Source organism: Paenibacillus sp. FSL H7-0714 (assembly GCF_038003765.1).
GTDB lineage: Bacteria > Bacillota > Bacilli > Paenibacillales > Paenibacillaceae > Paenibacillus_AQ.
Window position 1 is genome coordinate 6752112 of record NZ_JBBOPT010000001.1, and the last position, 18379, is coordinate 6770490.

The 18379-nt window shown below is 44.3% G+C and carries 11 protein-coding genes; 3 read left to right on the forward strand and 8 right to left on the reverse strand.

The window, feature by feature from the left end; translation table 11 throughout:
- Position 1: 1 nt before the first annotated feature.
- Positions 2–2308 (reverse strand): helicase C-terminal domain-containing protein, encoded by a 2307-nt coding sequence (locus NST34_RS30425; RefSeq protein ID WP_341129381.1) that lies wholly within the window; start codon positions 2306–2308, stop codon positions 2–4.
- Positions 2309–2591: 283 nt separating this feature from the next.
- On the opposite strand from NST34_RS30425, the gene NST34_RS30430 reads away from it, so the two are divergent.
- Positions 2592–4451, forward strand: coding sequence for an LTA synthase family protein (locus NST34_RS30430; RefSeq protein WP_341129382.1), 1860 nt, complete (start codon positions 2592–2594; stop codon positions 4449–4451).
- 88 nt (positions 4452–4539) lie between these two features.
- Here NST34_RS30430 and NST34_RS30435 read toward each other — a convergent pair whose 3' ends face one another.
- Positions 4540–4971, reverse strand: coding sequence for a MarR family winged helix-turn-helix transcriptional regulator (locus NST34_RS30435; RefSeq protein ID WP_081382665.1), 432 nt, complete (start codon positions 4969–4971; stop codon positions 4540–4542).
- A 248-nt stretch (positions 4972–5219) separates the two neighbouring features.
- Between NST34_RS30435 and NST34_RS30440 the strand changes: the two genes are divergently transcribed.
- The gene (locus NST34_RS30440; RefSeq protein ID WP_042192597.1) at positions 5220–6914 is read left to right on the forward strand and encodes a methyl-accepting chemotaxis protein; all 1695 of its coding nucleotides are present in this window, start codon (positions 5220–5222) and stop codon (positions 6912–6914) included.
- 95 nt (positions 6915–7009) lie between these two features.
- Here the strand turns inward: NST34_RS30440 and NST34_RS30445 are convergent, their stop codons facing one another.
- The 4 genes from NST34_RS30445 to NST34_RS30460 all read right to left on the reverse strand — a co-directional run bounded on the left by NST34_RS30445 (position 7010) and on the right by NST34_RS30460 (position 12298).
- The gene (locus NST34_RS30445) at positions 7010–9025 is read right to left on the reverse strand and encodes a bifunctional diguanylate cyclase/phosphodiesterase (RefSeq protein WP_341129383.1); all 2016 of its coding nucleotides are present in this window, start codon (positions 9023–9025) and stop codon (positions 7010–7012) included.
- Positions 9026–9252: 227 nt separating this feature from the next.
- Positions 9253–10911, reverse strand: a complete 1659-nt coding sequence (locus NST34_RS30450) for a hypothetical protein (protein WP_341129384.1) — start codon at positions 10909–10911, stop codon at positions 9253–9255.
- The gene (locus NST34_RS30455; RefSeq protein ID WP_076297945.1) at positions 10904–11704 is read right to left on the reverse strand and encodes an ABC transporter ATP-binding protein; all 801 of its coding nucleotides are present in this window, start codon (positions 11702–11704) and stop codon (positions 10904–10906) included. The genes NST34_RS30450 and NST34_RS30455 overlap by 8 nt, the downstream gene beginning before the upstream one ends.
- A gap of 201 nt (positions 11705–11905) precedes the next feature.
- A complete protein-coding gene (locus NST34_RS30460; RefSeq protein ID WP_076297946.1) occupies positions 11906–12298 on the reverse strand; it encodes a winged helix-turn-helix transcriptional regulator in 393 nt (130 codons plus the stop codon).
- Positions 12299–12412: 114 nt separating this feature from the next.
- On the opposite strand from NST34_RS30460, the gene NST34_RS30465 reads away from it, so the two are divergent.
- A complete protein-coding gene (locus tag NST34_RS30465) occupies positions 12413–13426 on the forward strand; it encodes a zinc-dependent alcohol dehydrogenase family protein (RefSeq protein ID WP_341129385.1) in 1014 nt (337 codons plus the stop codon).
- A 60-nt stretch (positions 13427–13486) separates the two neighbouring features.
- Here the strand turns inward: NST34_RS30465 and NST34_RS30470 are convergent, their stop codons facing one another.
- Positions 13487–17215: an S-layer homology domain-containing protein gene (locus tag NST34_RS30470; RefSeq protein ID WP_341129386.1), complete on the reverse strand. Its 3729-nt coding sequence runs from the start codon at positions 17213–17215 to the stop codon at positions 13487–13489.
- Positions 17216–17288: 73 nt separating this feature from the next.
- A complete protein-coding gene (locus tag NST34_RS30475; RefSeq protein ID WP_340973300.1) occupies positions 17289–18071 on the reverse strand; it encodes a hypothetical protein in 783 nt (260 codons plus the stop codon).
- Positions 18072–18379 lie beyond the last annotated feature (308 nt).

An 18379-nucleotide genomic window follows, 5' to 3' on the forward strand; every position in this document is an offset into this window, starting at 1 on the left:
CTTATGAGCGGATATGATAATCTCTCCATTCTTCGGGAAGCAAATGCTTATAAGGACTCTGCAAAAAGCGATCATCCGCAAGCACAATAATGCCTGTATCTGTCTCGCTTCGAATCAGCCTGCCTCCAGCTTGCAATACCTTGCACATTCCCGGGTAGACATAAGCATAATCAAAGCCGTTTTTGCCTCTGGCATTAAAATACTGACGCAGCAGATTACGCTCAAGACCAAGCTGTGGTAGGCCAACTCCAACAACCATTACCCCGTTGAGACGGTCTCCTGGCAGATCTACACCTTCCGAAAAGATCCCTCCGAGTACAGCAAATCCTAACAGCGTCTCGTCATTCTCTGGACTAAATGAAGCTAAAAAACTTTCTCTAGCCTGCTCACTCATGCCTGTATCCTGCATCAAAGTCCGTACTTCGGGGTAATTCTCCGTAAAGGCCTGATATACGTTTTGTAAATAGAGATATGAAGGAAAAAACACCAGATAATTGCCCTTCTTTGAAACCATTTGATTCAATGCCTGAGTTAACGGGAGTAGGGAAGCTTCCCGGTCATGATAACGTGTGGAGACAGGCAGCACGGTCACTTCCCATTGCTCCTTCTGAAAAGGAGATGAGACCGTTAAACTGTAATCTTCCTCCACCGCACCAATCATATCCCGATAGTACGATAATGGAGAAAGCGTAGCAGAGAACAGAATCTGACTTCGAAAGCTCTTAGACATTTGTTGGAGTAAATGCGATGGATCCAAATTAAATAACTTCAAGTACACATCGCCGCGCCGAACCTCAGCATAGGTTATGTAGCGTTCATCATAGGTCTTAAAGGTGCGAAGCATCCCTTGAACTGCAAAATAGGTATCCAGAAGAACATTCTCTCCTTCTCCATTCTGAGGAACAATGCTGGCACTCGGGTGAATAAGTTCCTGTTCTGCCTCCAAAGAAAATATCTCAAGCAAGGCTGGCAGCTCCTCCGGGAACGAAGCCCACTGCCCTTGCCCCTCTTCATTACAAATTTTGCGAAGGGAGATGAAAAAAGCATTCACCGATTTAGCTGCAGTACTCAAATTACGGTTTACTTCCTTGTACTGACGCTGGATTTCTAGAAAGGGGGCCTTCAGCAAAGAGGCAGAGAACATCTCTCGTCCCCGGTCTACCAGATTATGTGCCTCATCTACCAGAAGCACCGTTTCTCTCTTTCTCTCCTCTGTTAGCCGTTTCAGGCTGATCCGGGGATCATATATATAATTGTAATCGCAGATCACCGCATCACAGGCATAGGCTGCATCCAGCGAGAACTCAAACGGGCACACTTTATGTTTGTGAGCATACAGTGCTAGGGTGTCTCTGCTCATCAGTGTCTCATGCTCTAACAGATCCATTACCGCATCATTAATCCGATCATAATAGCCTTCCGCATAGGGACAGGAATCCTTACCGCAAATCCCTTCATCATGAAAACAGGTCTTCTCTTTAGCAGTAAGTGTGATGACATGCAGCTGAAGTCCCTGCGTCAGCAGTAACGAGATTGCTTCCTGCGCGGCAAAACGGGTAACCGTCTTAGCCGTTAAATAGAACAATCCTTTAGCTTGTCCTTCGCCCATTGCTTTAAGGACCGGGAACAGCGTCGACATTGTTTTTCCGATGCCTGTGGGCGCCTGAGCGAACAGACTGACCTTTTCTACGATGGATTTGTACACCGCTCCGGCAAAATGCCGTTGTCCCTTTCGATAAGAAGGAAACGGGAATTGTAACTCTCGAAGGCTCTGCTCTTTCTTAGCATCATGACGAACCATCATCTCAGCGTACGGAGCATATCTGGCTACGGTATCATTAGCAAATGAGATCAGTTCATCTAAAGACAACGTTCGGTACAAGCTTTTTTGCTCATCAGTAGCCCGGTGGACATAGGTAAGCTTTACTTGAATAGAAGAAAGCTCCTGCTCCAGCGATACCATATATGCGTACATCAGCGCCTGAGCCCAATGAACCTCATGTCCCTCTTCCAGCATGTCCAGCAGTCCGGAGGTTGATTTGATTTCTTCGACCGTTAGGCTCCCATCCTCCGAAACAAGCAGTCCATCACAGCGCCCATCTACTATAAAGAGTAAGCTACCATAAGGGATCTCTGTTTTCAGATAGACCTCCTTGCGGTCACCTTCCTTATATTGCTTTTGGATTTTCTGATGAATTCGTGTTCCTTCAACCATAGAGGAAGTACCATGAAATCCAGGCTCAATACTACCGCTGCGAAAAACATACTCGACGAGAGTTCTAACGGATAGGGTTACAGTATGATCCAACTTTTCTCACCTCCTTTAATTATCCATATATCCTTTTTGTTCCCAATGTCTATTTCGGTCCTTTAATCACTGTATAACCCCATGGGATAGCATAAACATCATCTTTCACCTATGCGTGTTTAACTTTACGCACTCCACAAAGCTTATACTTACGCTTTCGGTTTTTGACTTTCTTCTGCTAGCCCTGCATAATAAATTTTATTACTATAGAGTCATTTTGTCTTGGTGCTGTTTCGTCCTGTTTGAGAAATGGCGTTTTATCATGTAGAAAGAGGGGGAAGCTGTGTCATCCTTTAATATTAAACGTTGGATCATTAAACCTTTTGTGTTTTTCACAATACTTTTTATCCTAAAAGCATTTCTGGCTTGGGGCGTCATTTTTGATGATGTGCTGCCTTGGAAATCATTACTGACAGAAATCCCTTTTGCCTGGGCGCTCTTCTGTATTATTGAGCGGTTCGCCTCCAAACGAAAGCTTGGATATTACATGACAGTCAATTTATTAGTAACAGCCATCTTTTTCGCAGCCATTATGTATTTTAAATATTATGGTGTCATTGTAACTTACCATGCCGCAGAACAGGTGAATCAAGTCACAGCTGTCAGCAACAGCGTATTCTCACTTATGGATCCTTACTACCTGTTAATCTTTACAGATATAATTGTCCTAGGAGGCTATTTCTTCTTTAATAAGAAAGGCCGTGTCTATAAAAAAGAGAATATCAACCGTCGTAACGGAAAAATAAAATATAGTGTTCTATTCGCAGTCTCACTTGGTTTATGCTTGTTTAACATTTTGCCTAATAAGGCTAGTATGAACGAAATTAAGAAAGCTCAGGAGATGGGTATTCTTAACTATGAAGCCTATACGATCTTTGCAAAAGAAGAACCAGAGCTTGTGCAATCAAGTGACATTACACAAGATGCCATCAACAAAGTGAAGGGGATTAATACTGCGGTTAGTTCTCCACTTCATGGCACGGCTAAAGGCAAAAATCTTATTATCATTCAATTGGAATCCTTCCAGAACTTCTTGCTGGGTCTTGAGCTAGACGGACAAGAGATTACACCGAACCTGAACAAGGTAATGAAGGATAGTCTTTACTTCCCTAATTTCTATCAAATGGTAGGTCAAGGGAATACGTCGGATGCAGAATTCGTAGTGAACACATCCGCCTACATCCCTCCACGTGGTGCGGCAACGATGTCCTATGTGGATAAGGTGCTACCAAGTCTGCCACGCTTGCTTAAAGACAATGGGTATCAGACCGCAACCTTCCACACCAATGTCGTAGAGTTCTGGAACCGTGGTGAGCTGTATGACTCACTGGGCTTCGATCATTATTATGATCGCTCATTCTTTGGTGAAGATGATGTTTTCTTCTTCGGCGCTTCTGATGATACGCTCTATAGTAAAACTGCTGACAAACTGAAAGAAATGAGCAACGAGGGTCAACCCTTCTACGCTCAGATCATTTCTATGTCAGCGCATCATCCATTCACAATTCCTGAGGAAAAATACCGCATGAAGCTACCAGAGCGTTACGAAGGTACTTTTGTGGGTGACTATATCCGTTCCCAGAACTATGCGGATGATGCCTTCGGACATTTCGTAGAAGAGCTTAAAGCGAATGGCGTATGGGATAACAGCGTGATCATGATTTATGGAGACCATATGGGACTGCCTATTTATTCTCTCGATCATGATGATAAGCAATTAATGACTGAAATTTATGGTCATGAATATTCCTATGCGGATATGTTAAACATTCCTCTGCTCATTCATGCAGGAGACAGCACAGCATCACAGACCTATGAGCAAGTCGGTGGCGAAGTGGATATTATGCCAACTGCTGCTGGTCTTCTTGGAATTTCATTAGAGAATAACCTAGTTTTCGGTCAAGATCTACTCAGTCAGACTTATAATTTGCTGCCAGAAAGATATTATTTACCTTCTGGATCTTTCATTTCCAGCTCAGGACTGCTTATTCCGGGTAACAGCTTTGAAGATAATACCCAATACCCTATTTATAATGGAAAAGCACCGGCTGCTACTGAGGATGAATACAACCGAGCATTGAGACTTCTACAGCTTTCCCATAGCTATATTACGCAGCTGCCAGACAAACCAATTGAACCTTAGAACTTATCATTATTATATTTCAAAGAAGGCCACCTTCTCTCCGGAGAAGGTGGCCTTCTTTCTGTATCTATAAGCTAAAGCTAGAGATTTACCGTTCCTGATCCTCGATCATACGGTAGTACTCCGCAAACTTTTGCAGCTCTTCCGGCTTCAGTATAGATAAATGCTCAGCAAGCAGCTGTTTTGAACGGAAATGTCCTTCTTCAAGTATTTGCTGACCTTGCTCGGTGATGGTCACCACAACCGCTCTCCGGTCCGATCCATCCGTCTCACGCTTAATAAAACCCAGCGCTTCCAGGCGATCGAGCATCACGGTAATGGCACTTGATTTGACCTCCATAGACTCCGCCAGCTGTACCACCCGCGACTTTTTCTCTTTCGCTACTATATTTAACAGACCCATCTGAGGTACGGTAAGTCCGAGTTCTTTATGCAAAGTCCTTTGAGACATGATCTTACGCTGTACTCTCCACATGGATAATCCAAGACGCTCTATTAACGGATCTAATTGATGCGGCATCCTTGTTTCAACTCCCAATCCGTTTTTTAATAACACAAGCGTACCACTAGAACTGGTCAGGATTCAATGCTTTTGTCTACTAAAGATTTCATAATCACGTTTATTTCCATAATTTTTCCATCAATTTACAATATCCGACACAAAAATACTATATTCTATGTAAGGTCATAGGCTTAACGATACGCTATAATCGTAGCAGTGAGAGCGATTGTCTCCGAAAACATATTTTGTCAAGGTTGGTGCAAAGAATGAAATTGGCAACTAAATTAACTTGGATGATGTTCATCGTGTTACTTCTTGTTGGATCATCCATCGGGTTCTTCGGATACCGTACTGCGTATAAGCAAGTAGATGAAGCAGCAGGTATCGAATTGGTAGGATGCGCCAATATTACAACCGGGCTGATTGACCCATCAGATATTACCGCGCTAATTGCAGGAGATCAAAGCAAATTGGAGGCTGTCGAAGACCGGATCGGTTGGATTGTGGCACATAAGGCTATTTTTAAAGAGGCGTTCATTTTATCGCTAGACGGAAAGATCCTCGCCGCAGATTCAAGCTTCAAAGCAAGAGGTTATAAAGCAGGCGACACTTTTTATTTCTCAGATGAAGAGAAACAAATGATCACTAAATCTAAGCATTCCGCTTACTCCAAGGTTTATACATACGAAGGTACCTCACTTAAGACGGGTTACGGCCCCATCTATCAGGATCATGATCCGTCCAAGCCTATAGTTGCTCTAATGGCTATTAACTTCGATGGCCCATTAATTCAAGAACGGACCCGAGACATCATTGTTCAGCCTTTTATTATCGGGACTTCCATTCTAGTTATTGCTATTGTGGCAGCATATCTCTTAATCCGCCGAATGGTAAGTCCACTAACAAAGCTATCCAGAGGCGTAAATCTTGTTGCACAGGGTGATCTTACTCATGATCCTATTTCATTCAACAGCAAGGATGAGATTGGTACACTAGCTCGAAATTTCAACGGCATGACGCAGAGCTTGCGCATGCTCATTACCGAAGTTAATGAAACCTCCATGCAGGTTGCGTCTTCATCCGAAGAGCTCTCTGCCAGCGCACAGGAAACTAACCGTGCTGGTGAGTACAGTGTCAACGTTTCGATTGAACTTGCCGATGGAGCTAATACACAATTGCAAAATTTGGAGGGTGGATATAAGTCTGTACAAGACTTGTCACACTTCATTACAGAGATTGCAGGAAATGCTGATAATGCAATGAATAATGCTACCAGTAACGCCGAAAAGGCTCGCACAGGTCGAGAAGCAATGGACTCTACTACACAACAGATGAGCATCGTCAGTGACAGCATCACTGATTTAGCTGTCATTATTGAAACCTTGGGTGGCTACTCCAAGGAAATTGAGAATATTGTGGGCACGATTGCGAGCATCGCAGAAGAAACCAATTTGCTGTCGCTGAATGCAGCCATTGAAGCTGCAAGAGCCGGAGAAGAGGGAAGAGGCTTTGCGGTAGTTGCACAATCCGTACGCAAGCTTGCCGAGCGATCCGCCCAATCTGCTGCTCAAATCGGACAACTCGTAAGCATCATCGTAAATCAGATGGACCAAGCAGGAGAAACCATGAAGCGCTCTACAGAAGAGATGGATCAAGGCCGGGAATTAATCGTAACGGCAGGTCAATCCTTCTCCGAGATTGAGATGTCCGTCTCTGGGATGGCTTCACAAAGTCAGCAGATTTCCGGAACAGTCCGCGAGCTAGCCTCCATCTCCGATGGTCTCGTTACTACTCTACAGAATATTGTAGACGTCGCTAATCAGACAGCAAGCGGTGCGGAAACATTATCCGCCTCCTCACAAGAGCAGCTTGCAGCCATGGAAGAAGTGGAGTCAGCTGCAGGTTTCCTGTCCTCGCTAGCTGAGAAGCTACAGATTCTAATTGAACGTTTCAAAGTATAATTCTTCTTATTCATGTAAGTTCTTAAACTTAAAGGGGCTAGCGACCAAGCAGAGAAATTCTGCTTGGTCGCTAGCCCCTCTTCTATGTATTGAGATCACGACGCTGCCGTATTTGCTATAAACCACTCACCCAGCTCATGTACAGGCATCGGCCGACCGTAATAATAACCCTGCATGACTCTACAACCCAGTGATTTCAGCAATTCAATCTGCTCTGGTGTCTCCACACCTTCCGCTACGACTTCCATATTAAGATGAGTCGCGATCGCAATAATATTGCTGATAATAGCTTTCTTGGAGTGCATCTTGCTGTTACGAATAAATACTTGGTCAATCTTGAGTGTGTTCACTGGGATTTCATCCAAATTACCAAGGGAGGAGAAGCCTGTCCCAAAGTCATCCAGCGATACTCTTACCCCAAGCATTCGAAGTCTAGATAGCTGTGCAACCGTCTCTTTCATGTTATGCATCGCAATGGACTCTGTAATCTCCAGTTCGAGAAAGTGTGGCTCTAATTCTGCACATGTGAGTGCTTCCGCTACAACATCGTATAGACTCCCATCCTCAAACATCCGTGCGGACATATTAATAGAGACCGGTACGTTAGCTATCTCTTCCTTATGCCAGAACCTGTTCTGGCTACACACATCATGTAGCATCCAATAGGTAATCGGAACGATCAGTCCGGTCTCCTCTGCAATAGGAATGAATTCCGCTGGCGAAATGATCCCATGCTCTGGGTGTCTCCAGCGCAGCAGCGCTTCAAGACCCACCGTAACATTCATATATGAATCCCATTTCGGCTGATACACAACCATAAACTCAGAACGAGCCAAAGCTTTTCGAAGATCCTTCTCTAGCGACATCCGCCGTAACTGATGGCGATTTACTTCCTGGTCGAACACACTGCATTTATTCTTACCTGAATCCTTAGAGGTATAAAGAGCCGTATCCGCAGCCTTCATTAGCGCTGAGCGATCAGTCCCATGCATAGGAGTCATACTGATTCCAACACTTGCAGTAACATATAGCTCATTGCCCTGAATACGATAGAATTCCTTAAGTTCATGCATAATATGCCCTGCTTCTTCCTGCGCACCCTCCAGCGTGCAATCTGGAAGAGCAATCAGGAATTCGTCACCGCCTAAACGGAATATTTTTCCTTTATCCCCTACAGAACGAATTAATCTAACAGCGACCTCCTGTAGTAGCATATCACCTATATCATGTCCAAGCGTATCATTAATCGACTTAAAGCGATCTAGATCTACAATAAAAACAGCACCAGATCTACTTTCAAAAAATTCATCTTTAAAATAGCGTTCTAGTCCATGTCGATTCGGCAGCTCTGTTAGCGGATCTTGATAAGCCATTCGTTCAAGCACATGGCGATCCAGAAATACGGCGCCAGCAGAAACTGCGAGCATAAGTAGCGCTGCCAGCGAAAATGCCATTAACAGTATAACATCAGTCTCTACAAAAAAAGGTTTGCTTCCAGGTAAGTTGTTATATTCAAAATGACAAGCCTTTACACTTGTGTAATGCAATCCGGTAACTGAAAATCCGATAAACAACGCCGAGTATAGCTTCCATCGCTGAAACCCTGCGCATTCTTTAAACTTTTGAAACATCAATAATCCGATATAAGACGAAACCAAAACCAGAATTACAGCAACGGCTTGAATCCATATATCATAATGAATCCTCGTCGCAATCTTCATAGAAGACATTCCGATATAATGCATAGCCGAAAAGCCGCTTCCCAAGAGAATACCACCTACTACTAAATTCCATATCTTTAACTGAGGAACAGATGTGATCCGGAATGCCAAATAGCAGAATAACACACCAACTAATAGTGATATTATAGATCTGCCTGGATAATAATTGACCTCCGCCGGAAAGCGATTCGCCATTATCCCAACATAATGTATTGCCCATATACCGCAGCCTAACACACAAGCTCCCGAGATCAACCACAGACGTCGGATTTTGCCAGTAGAACGCGAAACTTGCGAAATCAGATTTAGTGCAGAATAAGTAACTGTCGCCGCTAGCACAAATGATAGTAAAACAATCCAAACATTAAAGTGGATTCCCATTTTATCCATTAGTTAACCTCTTCACCGGTTTTGAATCCCGTAATCGCTCAGCGTATTTCTCAAGTAAAAAATCAGTACACGAATATCAGATATGGAAGAGTGCGTAAGATTATAGGTTATCCATAAAAAGAAACTTTAGATGTATTCTACTCTGTATTCAGAAGATTGTCTAAGTAAATACTGGAATTTATACCCTTTTTTATTACGCGAAAAATGTCCATATTTGACACAATCACTCAACCCGGAAAACTTGAACCATGACCTGTTGATGATACATTTTTGGGAAAGGTAATTCGCCATATCCATAGATTCAAAACTACCAAAACCAACAGGTAGATATAAACTCCACCCATAAACAAAGTGAAGACATAATGAATGCCTGCCATCCCCATCAGCAAAAATAACAACCCAAAGGAGTTTGCGGTGTAATCCTTCTGTTTAGCTGCCTCATAACGTTCTGAGAAAGGTAGTACCGGGGGATAAGAACGGAAACAAATGACCGCATAGATCAGCATTGCAAACAGTACGACTACCAAGTCTGGCACAATCCGCAGCCCAAACAACCAAAGATACACTATCGCTTCTATAGCGAATAAAGGTAATAGCAGGCGAACTATCGCTGCCTTAAGCATTCCACGATAGATGGGTGCGGTGTTTGGCAGAGGAATCAGCTTATAAATCCAAGAGCCTTTATAACCCGCAGAGTACCTTAGCATTAGAACAACCATCTGAAGTAACGTCGCACCGAAATAAATCATCAGGTATGTGTTCGAATCCTTGATAGACGATGCATTTCCATCCCAAAAGATGCCAAATATAAAAATGAACGGGAAGACAATGGAATAACCGATTGCCGGATATACCTTTAACTTGAAGTCACGCTCATTCTTCATCATTGACCAGCTAAAACGAAAAAACATGCCCTCTACCGGGTTCTTACAAGTTACTTTCGACAACCAGTCCACCATTCGGGCGTTACTTTTGCCAACGTTCCCTTGCTCTGAAAGCTTCTGTAAGCTCTTTTCGAATAAAGGCATCAGCTTAATATAAGCCACAATCAGCAGAACCGGAATTACTAAAGCTAGCACTGAAAGCACCACGAAGTGTGTATCTCTCGCCCCGCCAATCAACATCTCAAATGGAGCCGCAAACCAAATCGGAGAAATCAAATACTGCCACCACGCCGGCTTAAAAGAGAGGCTCAATTCAGCAATATCGAACAGTCTAACAACGAGCTGATACCCTACTGTAATCCCTATAGTCAAAATGATCTGTACATAATTAATAATATCCTTGAGCTTCTCCCCGTCGAAAAACTTCATGATCAGTAAATAAAGCAGCGCCGTAATGACGAGAATAAAGCAGTCCATCAGAATGATCTCAACAGCATATATTAGAAAAAATAGTACTCCCTGTTTGAACAGGCATAAAATCAGCGAAGGTCCGGTCAAGGTCAGCGTCACTGAAAATAAATAAATGAGAATGTGGATGCTCTTCGCCATGTTCAAGGTACGGCGGTTCACTGGCTTTGAAGCCAGTATGTTTTTGTCCCGAAGATCAAGCATCACGGAAGAGAAATCAGAGATCAGTGTGGTCGTAATCATAAACATCACTACACCAAACACTAGACTCATCTGCAGCATATAGTTCCCCGTTAACATCATAAGAGGAATTAACATGACGCCAAAAAGTAAATAAATCCATTGCACCCGCAGCGGCGAGCCCTCTTTCTTCTCCTCCTTCTTCTGCATTCCAGCGAGCACTGTCGGTGTTCTTCTTCCGTCCATCGTCAGTTTGACCTGCAGAATACTCCGCATCACATCATAATCAACTCCGATTCGGCTAAACCCACCTCGCAGCTTATCCAGAAGCTTCAGCACATAGAAATCAGTCATGAGAAGATACCTCTTGCATGACCGCAACAAATTCCCCAGCAATATCACGGTATTTATCAAATCCAGTTAATTGATTAAAAATATCCTCAAGCGACCCTTCGCGGCCCTTCTCTCTTAGCTCAGCAAAGCTCCCATCCGCCACGATATCTCCACCATCGATCAAAACGATCCGGCTACTGATCTTCTCAACTACATCCATGATGTGTGAAGAATAGAAAATGGTCTTGCCCCTTGCCGCCAAAGATGCAAAAATCTCCTTTACCACCATTACGCTATTGGCATCCAGACCGCTCAACGGTTCATCTAGGAACAGAATATCGGGATCATGAAGCATGCTGGAGATCAGCAGTACCTTTTGTTTCATCCCTTTGGAGAAGGTTGCGATCCGCGAATCATAAGCTTTCTCAAGACCTAGCAAGGCCATTAATTTTCCAGCCTTGTAATCCACATCACTACGCTTCATGCCATACAACTCACCTACAAAAATTAGATACTCCCTAGCGGTGAGGCTATCATATAATTCGGCTACCTCCGGCACATAACCTATTCTTTTTTTGTAAGAAACATCTCCATCAGCAATATCCCTACCGAAAATCTCTACTTTGCCGTTATAGCCTTCTACCAGACCGAGCATAATCTTAACAGTTGTACTCTTTCCTGCCCCGTTAGGGCCGATATAGCCAATAATTTGTCCTCTGTATACCTTAAGGTCAATGCCCTTTAGCACCATTCGGTCCGTGTAGTTCATCCATAAACCAGAAATCGCAATGACTGGATCATCAGCAAGGCCCATATCCTAATCCCCTCTCTAGCGACTAATTGACGATGTTAAAAATTACTATTTCATAAAATTACAATAATTGTATCATTCAACTGAATCCCACTCCATAATTTAACTCACTAATCTTATATCTATGAATGCTAGTGCCCTTTTCAGCACAAAAGGGAGAACCATTGGTTCCCCCTTAGAGTGTAGAGATCTATCCCACACAAATTATTCTGTTTGATCCACTTGATCATATGAAGCTCTGGCCTTTTCAACCCATACATAATTTTGACTCGTCCACCGATTTAACGCTCTCATAGGCTCAAGTAAAGATACCCCTAGGGGTGTTAGAGAATACTCTACGATGGGTGGAACGGAAGGTGTAATCTCACGCTTTACCAACCCATCTCGTTCCAGTTGCCGCAAAGTTTGAGTTAGCATTTTTTTAGAGATGCCTTCGATTCGTCTTCTGATATCACTGTAACGAATGATTCCATCTTCCATGGCATAGATGACCAAAGCTGTCCATTTATTAGAGATAATGTCAAGGACCTTACTGTACCCACAAATCGATAGCGAGATATCAGGCTCTACGGTATTCGTCGAAAATGGATTGTTCATATAAAGTCCTCCCATGCACTTTTTGGTTCCCTGGACACTATAAAGTGCCTCCTTACTTAAGTGTAATTTATGGATTATTGTATGTCTATGCACTTCAAGAAGGAGAGATTGCACATGAAAGTATACGAAATTCAAAGTCAATTTGGGCTCGATCAACTGAAGGTAGCCGAACGTCCAATTCCTAATCCTGGTTCTGGTGAAGTTCGTATAAAAATGCGGGCAGTTTCCCTTAACGCTAGAGATTTAGGTGTCATTGATGGTTTTTATAACCCAATTTTGAACTCTCCTTTAATTCCGGTATCGGACGGTGTTGGTGAAGTTGTTGCTTTAGGTGAGCATACGTCCAGATTCAAGATTGGTGATCGGGTAAGCGGTATTTTTACTCAAAGCTGGATTTCGGGAGAACCTACACAAGAAAATTGGGTGAGCTCACTTGGAAGTCCGCTTGATGGGTTGCTTGCAGAATATGTTGTGCTTCCCGAGGAGGGATTGGTTCGTGTTCCAGATCTATTAACTGATGAAGAAGCGGCAACACTTCCTTGTGCTGGTGTTACAGCCTGGCATGCTATTGTTGAAGAAGGAAAGGTGAAGGCTGGAGAGACTGTAGTGATACAAGGAACGGGTGGAGTTTCACTATTCGCGCTTCAATTTGCCAAGCTTCACGGTGCACAGGTGATCATCACATCAAGCAGCGATGAGAAGCTTAAGCGTGCAAAGGGATTGGGAGCGGATATTGGTATCAATTATTTAAAGACCCCTGAATGGGATAAGGCTGTTCTTGAGCTGACAGGGGGACGCGGGGCAGACCATATTGTTGATCTCGGTGGATCATCCACATTAAATAAGTCAATCGTGGCGCTGCGGGTGGGTGGAAGGATCAGTCTGGTAGGCGGTCTGTCGGGCTTCCAAGTCGAGGGCTTTGAAATCATCCCTGCAATTCTGAGAAAAGCACGCCTTCAAGCCATCAATGTCGGAAGCCGTGACATGTTTGAGACGATGAACCGTGCGGTTGAACAAAATGGACTTCGCCCTATCATTGACGCTGTATTTCCATTTGAACAATCTGTTGAAGCATTGCAATACTTGGCTAAGGGTACACACTTCGGAAAAATCTGCATTAAGTTTTAACAGTAGAACCCCCCTGTAAAAAAGCAGGGGGGTTCTACTGTTATATTCAGCTACCGCCAATCATTTCGATAATAGATTATAAATGACCTGTGCCGCTTGCGCTCTTGTAGTAACTTCTTTAGGACTCAGCTTGCTATTCGCTCCGGTTACTACACCTCTTTCCACCAGCGCCTGAAGGGCTTCCTGTGCATAGCCAGCAATTTCCCCTGCATCACCAAAATCAGAAAGAGCTACAGCCTTCTTCTCGGATGGCAGTTCACCTAGCGCTACAAGTGAGCGATACAAGAGTGTAAATAGCTCCTGTCTAGTGATCTGAACCTCTGGCTGGAATTGATTATCTCCAGAACCTGTGGCTACCCCAAGGCGCTTAGCAGTCGCGAGATAGTTCGTGTAATACGTATTGCCCGCATCCGCAAAATTATCAGTTGCGGTAGCGTCGGGTGTGATGCCATAAGCATTCAAGAGCAAGACTATGAATTGCCCTCTAGTTATTGCAGCATTCGGACTGTAATGCTCTGCATCCGTACCGGATGTGATACTGCGTGCCGCAAGATAACCTACTGCACTGCCATACCACGAAGTTTCTGAAACATCCGCAAAGCTTACCTTGTTATATCCAATAATATATTGGGAGAAATGTGTGGTAACAAAATCTACGGTTCCCTTGGCAGCGTTATAATTCCCGCGTACATTCTCCAAGCTTCCGTTGGTATTGATATGGTATACGATGACCGCATCTTTCTGTTCTCCTGCTTGCAGTGTATACGGCACACTGATATGGATAATGCCCCCACCAAAGGTGGAAATGGTACTCTGACCTGCTTTTACCGACAAATCATAAACCGGTCTGTCCCCGAGAACGGCCTTACCTTCTGCCGTTAACGAAACCTTAGCAATGGTTATGACAATATCCCCTGCATCCGAGGCTGAGCTGATACTTGCCAAAGATTTAGCATCAAGCGTAATCGTACCTACATTCTCATAATGAATGGTAATCTCGGCCCTTGTACCAGAGACCAACTCGTTAATTATGCTTCTCGGTAGCGTAAGCTCGGCTGTTTGGGTTTCAGAAGTAGCTGCTACTTTAATTTCAAGTACGGCTTTCTTCCCATCCGCTTCTGCCTTTTTAGCAAGATTCACAAGCTCGGTAGCCGCTTCCTTCGTGATTGTTGCTGTGGTTACTCCTGTGGTTTTATCCGTTTTAGTTGCTGCTGTTGATGATAAATTCACAGTGTTACCGGTTGTTGTTGTAGCAACCAGTTGAGGGCTTGCTGTTGGTGTTGGTGTGGTCGTGCTCGGCGCAGGATTGCTGCCGCCAGGCCCACTTGTTCCTGGGTCTGAAATAGATACATAAGCAGGGACAATAATATTAGTTACTGGACTCGCCTTATAACCTTCTTTCGCTGCGTATCGAACTTGATACGTACCTGGTATTAGACCTGTAATCTCTTTATCTGGTGCATACACATAATTAGTCACACTGGACAGCTTATATTCTAAGGCTGTTGTGGTTCCTGTAATTTTCCCATCATTGTTCGCAGTAGAGGTAGGTGCTACCCCCTGTAAACCGGATGGCGCTGCTTGCTCTGCAGTGAATACTGGAACAATCACTTCTGCTGCTCTGCCTGCATTAAATCCTTCTTTGGCTGCGTATCTTACCTGATACGTCCCCGGTACCAGTCCAACGATCTCTACATCTGTTGCGTAGACATAATCGGTAACTGTTGATAGCTTATACTCCAACGCTTTCGTAGTCCCTGTGATTTTGCCATCATTATTGGCTGCAGTAGTCGGTGCCACCCCTACTAGCCCTACAGGAGCTGCTTGCTCGCCATAGGCCGGAACTTCAACAGTAGCATCTTTACCTACGCTGTATCCTTCTTTTGCCGCAAATCTCACATTATAAAAGCCCGGAGTAAGACCTGTGATGGCTACGCCTGTTACAGGCTTATAATCAGCTTCTCCAACACCCTTATATTCCTGCCCTTCAGCTGAGCCCGTAATTTGCCCATCATCGTTAGCTTCAGAAGTAGGAGCTACGCCTAATAGACCTGTTGGAGCTGCTTGTTGATGGATATAAGCAGGCACCTCCACACTTACATCTTCTCCAGCATTATAAGGAATGATCGTCGGTCCCGCTGCGTTCGTTGGTCCTTGATATCCTGATGTAGCCGCATATCTTACTTTATAAACACCAGGCGCAAGCCCTGTAATTGCTGATCCTGATACTGGCGTATATGCCGTATCTCCAGCCAGCTTATATTCCAAGGCCGAACTTGTGCCCAAGATTTGCCCATCCTTACTGTCTGCTGCGGTTGGTGCAACACCTGTAAGTCCAGCGGGCACAGCTTCCAGTTTAGAGAATAGCTTATCCAGAGCTGTTGTAGTGTTAGTGTATCTGGCTCCGACTGGGTAATTCGCCTGCACGTAATCCGGTTGGATGTTCGTCCAGCTGTACATAAGCTCAATATGCCCTAGAATAGGTGCATTAGTGCCGTCTGCATCTTTGTTATCCTTGTTGTACGTGAACAGATATGGAACCTGAAGTCTATCTCCAATCACAGTGTCTCCAAGCTCATTCACATAACTAATCACAGATGGTTTGGCTGCTGTATTGTTCTCGGTCTTGATATTAGTCAGATAAGTACGGACCAAATCAACATACAACTTCGCATATGGGTGATTGGTTGTTCTAATCTGAAGCTCATTATTATTGTGCGGATTGGCATTGCCCTTGGTGCCGCTGTTGTTGCTTGGTTCAGCAACCGTCACCCCAGAGTCGAGCTTCGTATCGAAGAAGTAGACCTTATCGATATTATGCTTTTTGGCATACTCATTAATATATTTGATAACCGCTTGCGTGTTGGGGCACCATGATCCACCTAACAAAATCGCATAGTTGCCATCACTCGCCAAAATTTGCTTCAGCTGATGGTAGGTCACATGTTCATACACGAGCGTACCGTCCGATTCGTTGAAGATCGTAGGTTTGCCCTCATTTTCGCCCTCGTAGTTCTTGTTAAACGCCGCCTTGATATAAGCAGATTCATCGATCGTGTTATACCCAGAAGCGGCACTAAGTACCTCTCTTACTGATGCTTTATACGCATTAACCTTCGTAGCATCAAGTGTTCCGTTCGTCAGGAACTCATTCCACGAGTAGCTTTTATCCAGATAGGATACAACAGGAGCGATATTTCCTTGTGCATCCTTGTGATCCTTGTTGTATACCAAGAGAAATGGAGATTCGATCTTATTAGCAGTTACGACATCCCCGTTTTTATTGGTATAGCTAACATTGCGTTCTGGAACATCCTTCGAGGACAGATTCAAATTCTTTAAATATTTGTTTACCAGGTCAACGTATTTGTAAGCAAATTTATTATTGCTGTCTGCAATCTGGAGCGTGTCACCGTCCAGCTTAGTATCAAAGTTATAAATCGTAGAGATGCCATATTCTTTAGCTACTTCATTGATAAAGCCGATGTCGGCCTGTGTATTCTCGCTCCAAGCGCCGCCAACCAGAACAGCGTAAGTGCCTTCACTCTCAAAAAGATGAACGATATCCTCATAGGTTGCCGTTTTAAATACATGGTTAGGATCATTCAGACGGTCATAGACATGACTGAAATAATCAAAGTGGCTTACACCACTACTTGAGCCAAAAGAAGTTAGCGCCTCTGCGTTATCCGAATTAGCATAAGCTCTTCCTGCCTGAGTAGGCAGAATTAGCAGGGAGGCTGCCAGCAGCAGCGTTAGAATTTTTTTAAAGGTTAATGGTCGTATCATTATGTGCACCTCGCCTTAAATAGGTTTATGTGATGTATGGGCTGAAAGGAATCCTGAATGAGCCTGCCGCTCATCAAGGACAAACCTCTTCCTCAGCGGCTGGTGCCGGTGCGGGTGCCTGAACCGTTTCCGCTGGAGCAGCTGCTGGTGCGCTGACCGTGGATGATGCAGGTGCAGAAGACGATGTCTTCGGTTGGGCAGACTCAACGACCGGAGCGGCTGTCGCTTTAACCACCTCAGTTGTGGAGAAAGTAATAGATTTCGATTTCGAAGGTGCTTCCGTTGCCGTTACTACAGGAGCCACAGTGGCCTTAGGCTGAGCAGATACGACAGGAGCAGATGTCGGTTGAGCTGCTTTGGCAGTTACGATTGCTTTGGGAGCTGCCGTAGGCGCAGCCGTTGGAACCGGTGTAGCTGTTTGAGTTTGCGTTTTGACAGTCGCGGCTACCGTGGTTGTAGTTGTAGCTACCTTAGCGGTCTCCGCGGCTGGAGCTGCGGTCGCCTTAGGCTGAGTTTCACCCACCGCTGGAGCTGCTGAGGCAACAGCCTTCTCCGCAGAATCAACGGTTGCTTCTGGGGCAGCAGTCGCTTTTGCGGAGACAGTCTCCACTGCTGGAGCTGAAGATTCCGGCTGAACCGTTTCTGTAACAGGAGCCGAAGTGGCTTCTGCCTGAACAACGACTACGGCTGCAGAAGTAGCTACGGGTGCCGCTGCTGCTGAAACGGATACTGCTGTATTACTGCTTGCTTCAATGGATGCTGCCTCTGCTGTTTTTTTATTAGCGGATACTGCGGCATATGTCAGTGCGGAAAAGACAACAGTTGCAGCAACCAAAGATATCGTAAGTTTTTTCATAATGTGTACCATCCTTTTCAAATAAAATAAGACCCAACACGGCACGTATTACGTACCTGTTGAATCTCTGGCTGTCCAGTCGATCCATGCCACTTCACTACATTTTTGCACTTTACCTCCATTACCTCTCCCTTCTCTAAAATAAAAAAAGAGACTCAACGAGACGCAAAATACGCGTCTTTCGTTGAATCTCCGGCTGTCCAGTCGATTCCAATTGGCTTGTGATTAAGTTCCATATTATTCATGACGATGCGCCTTGTCAATCAATTTTTATTTTTCACATGGTTTTTATCGGGATTGATTATTTT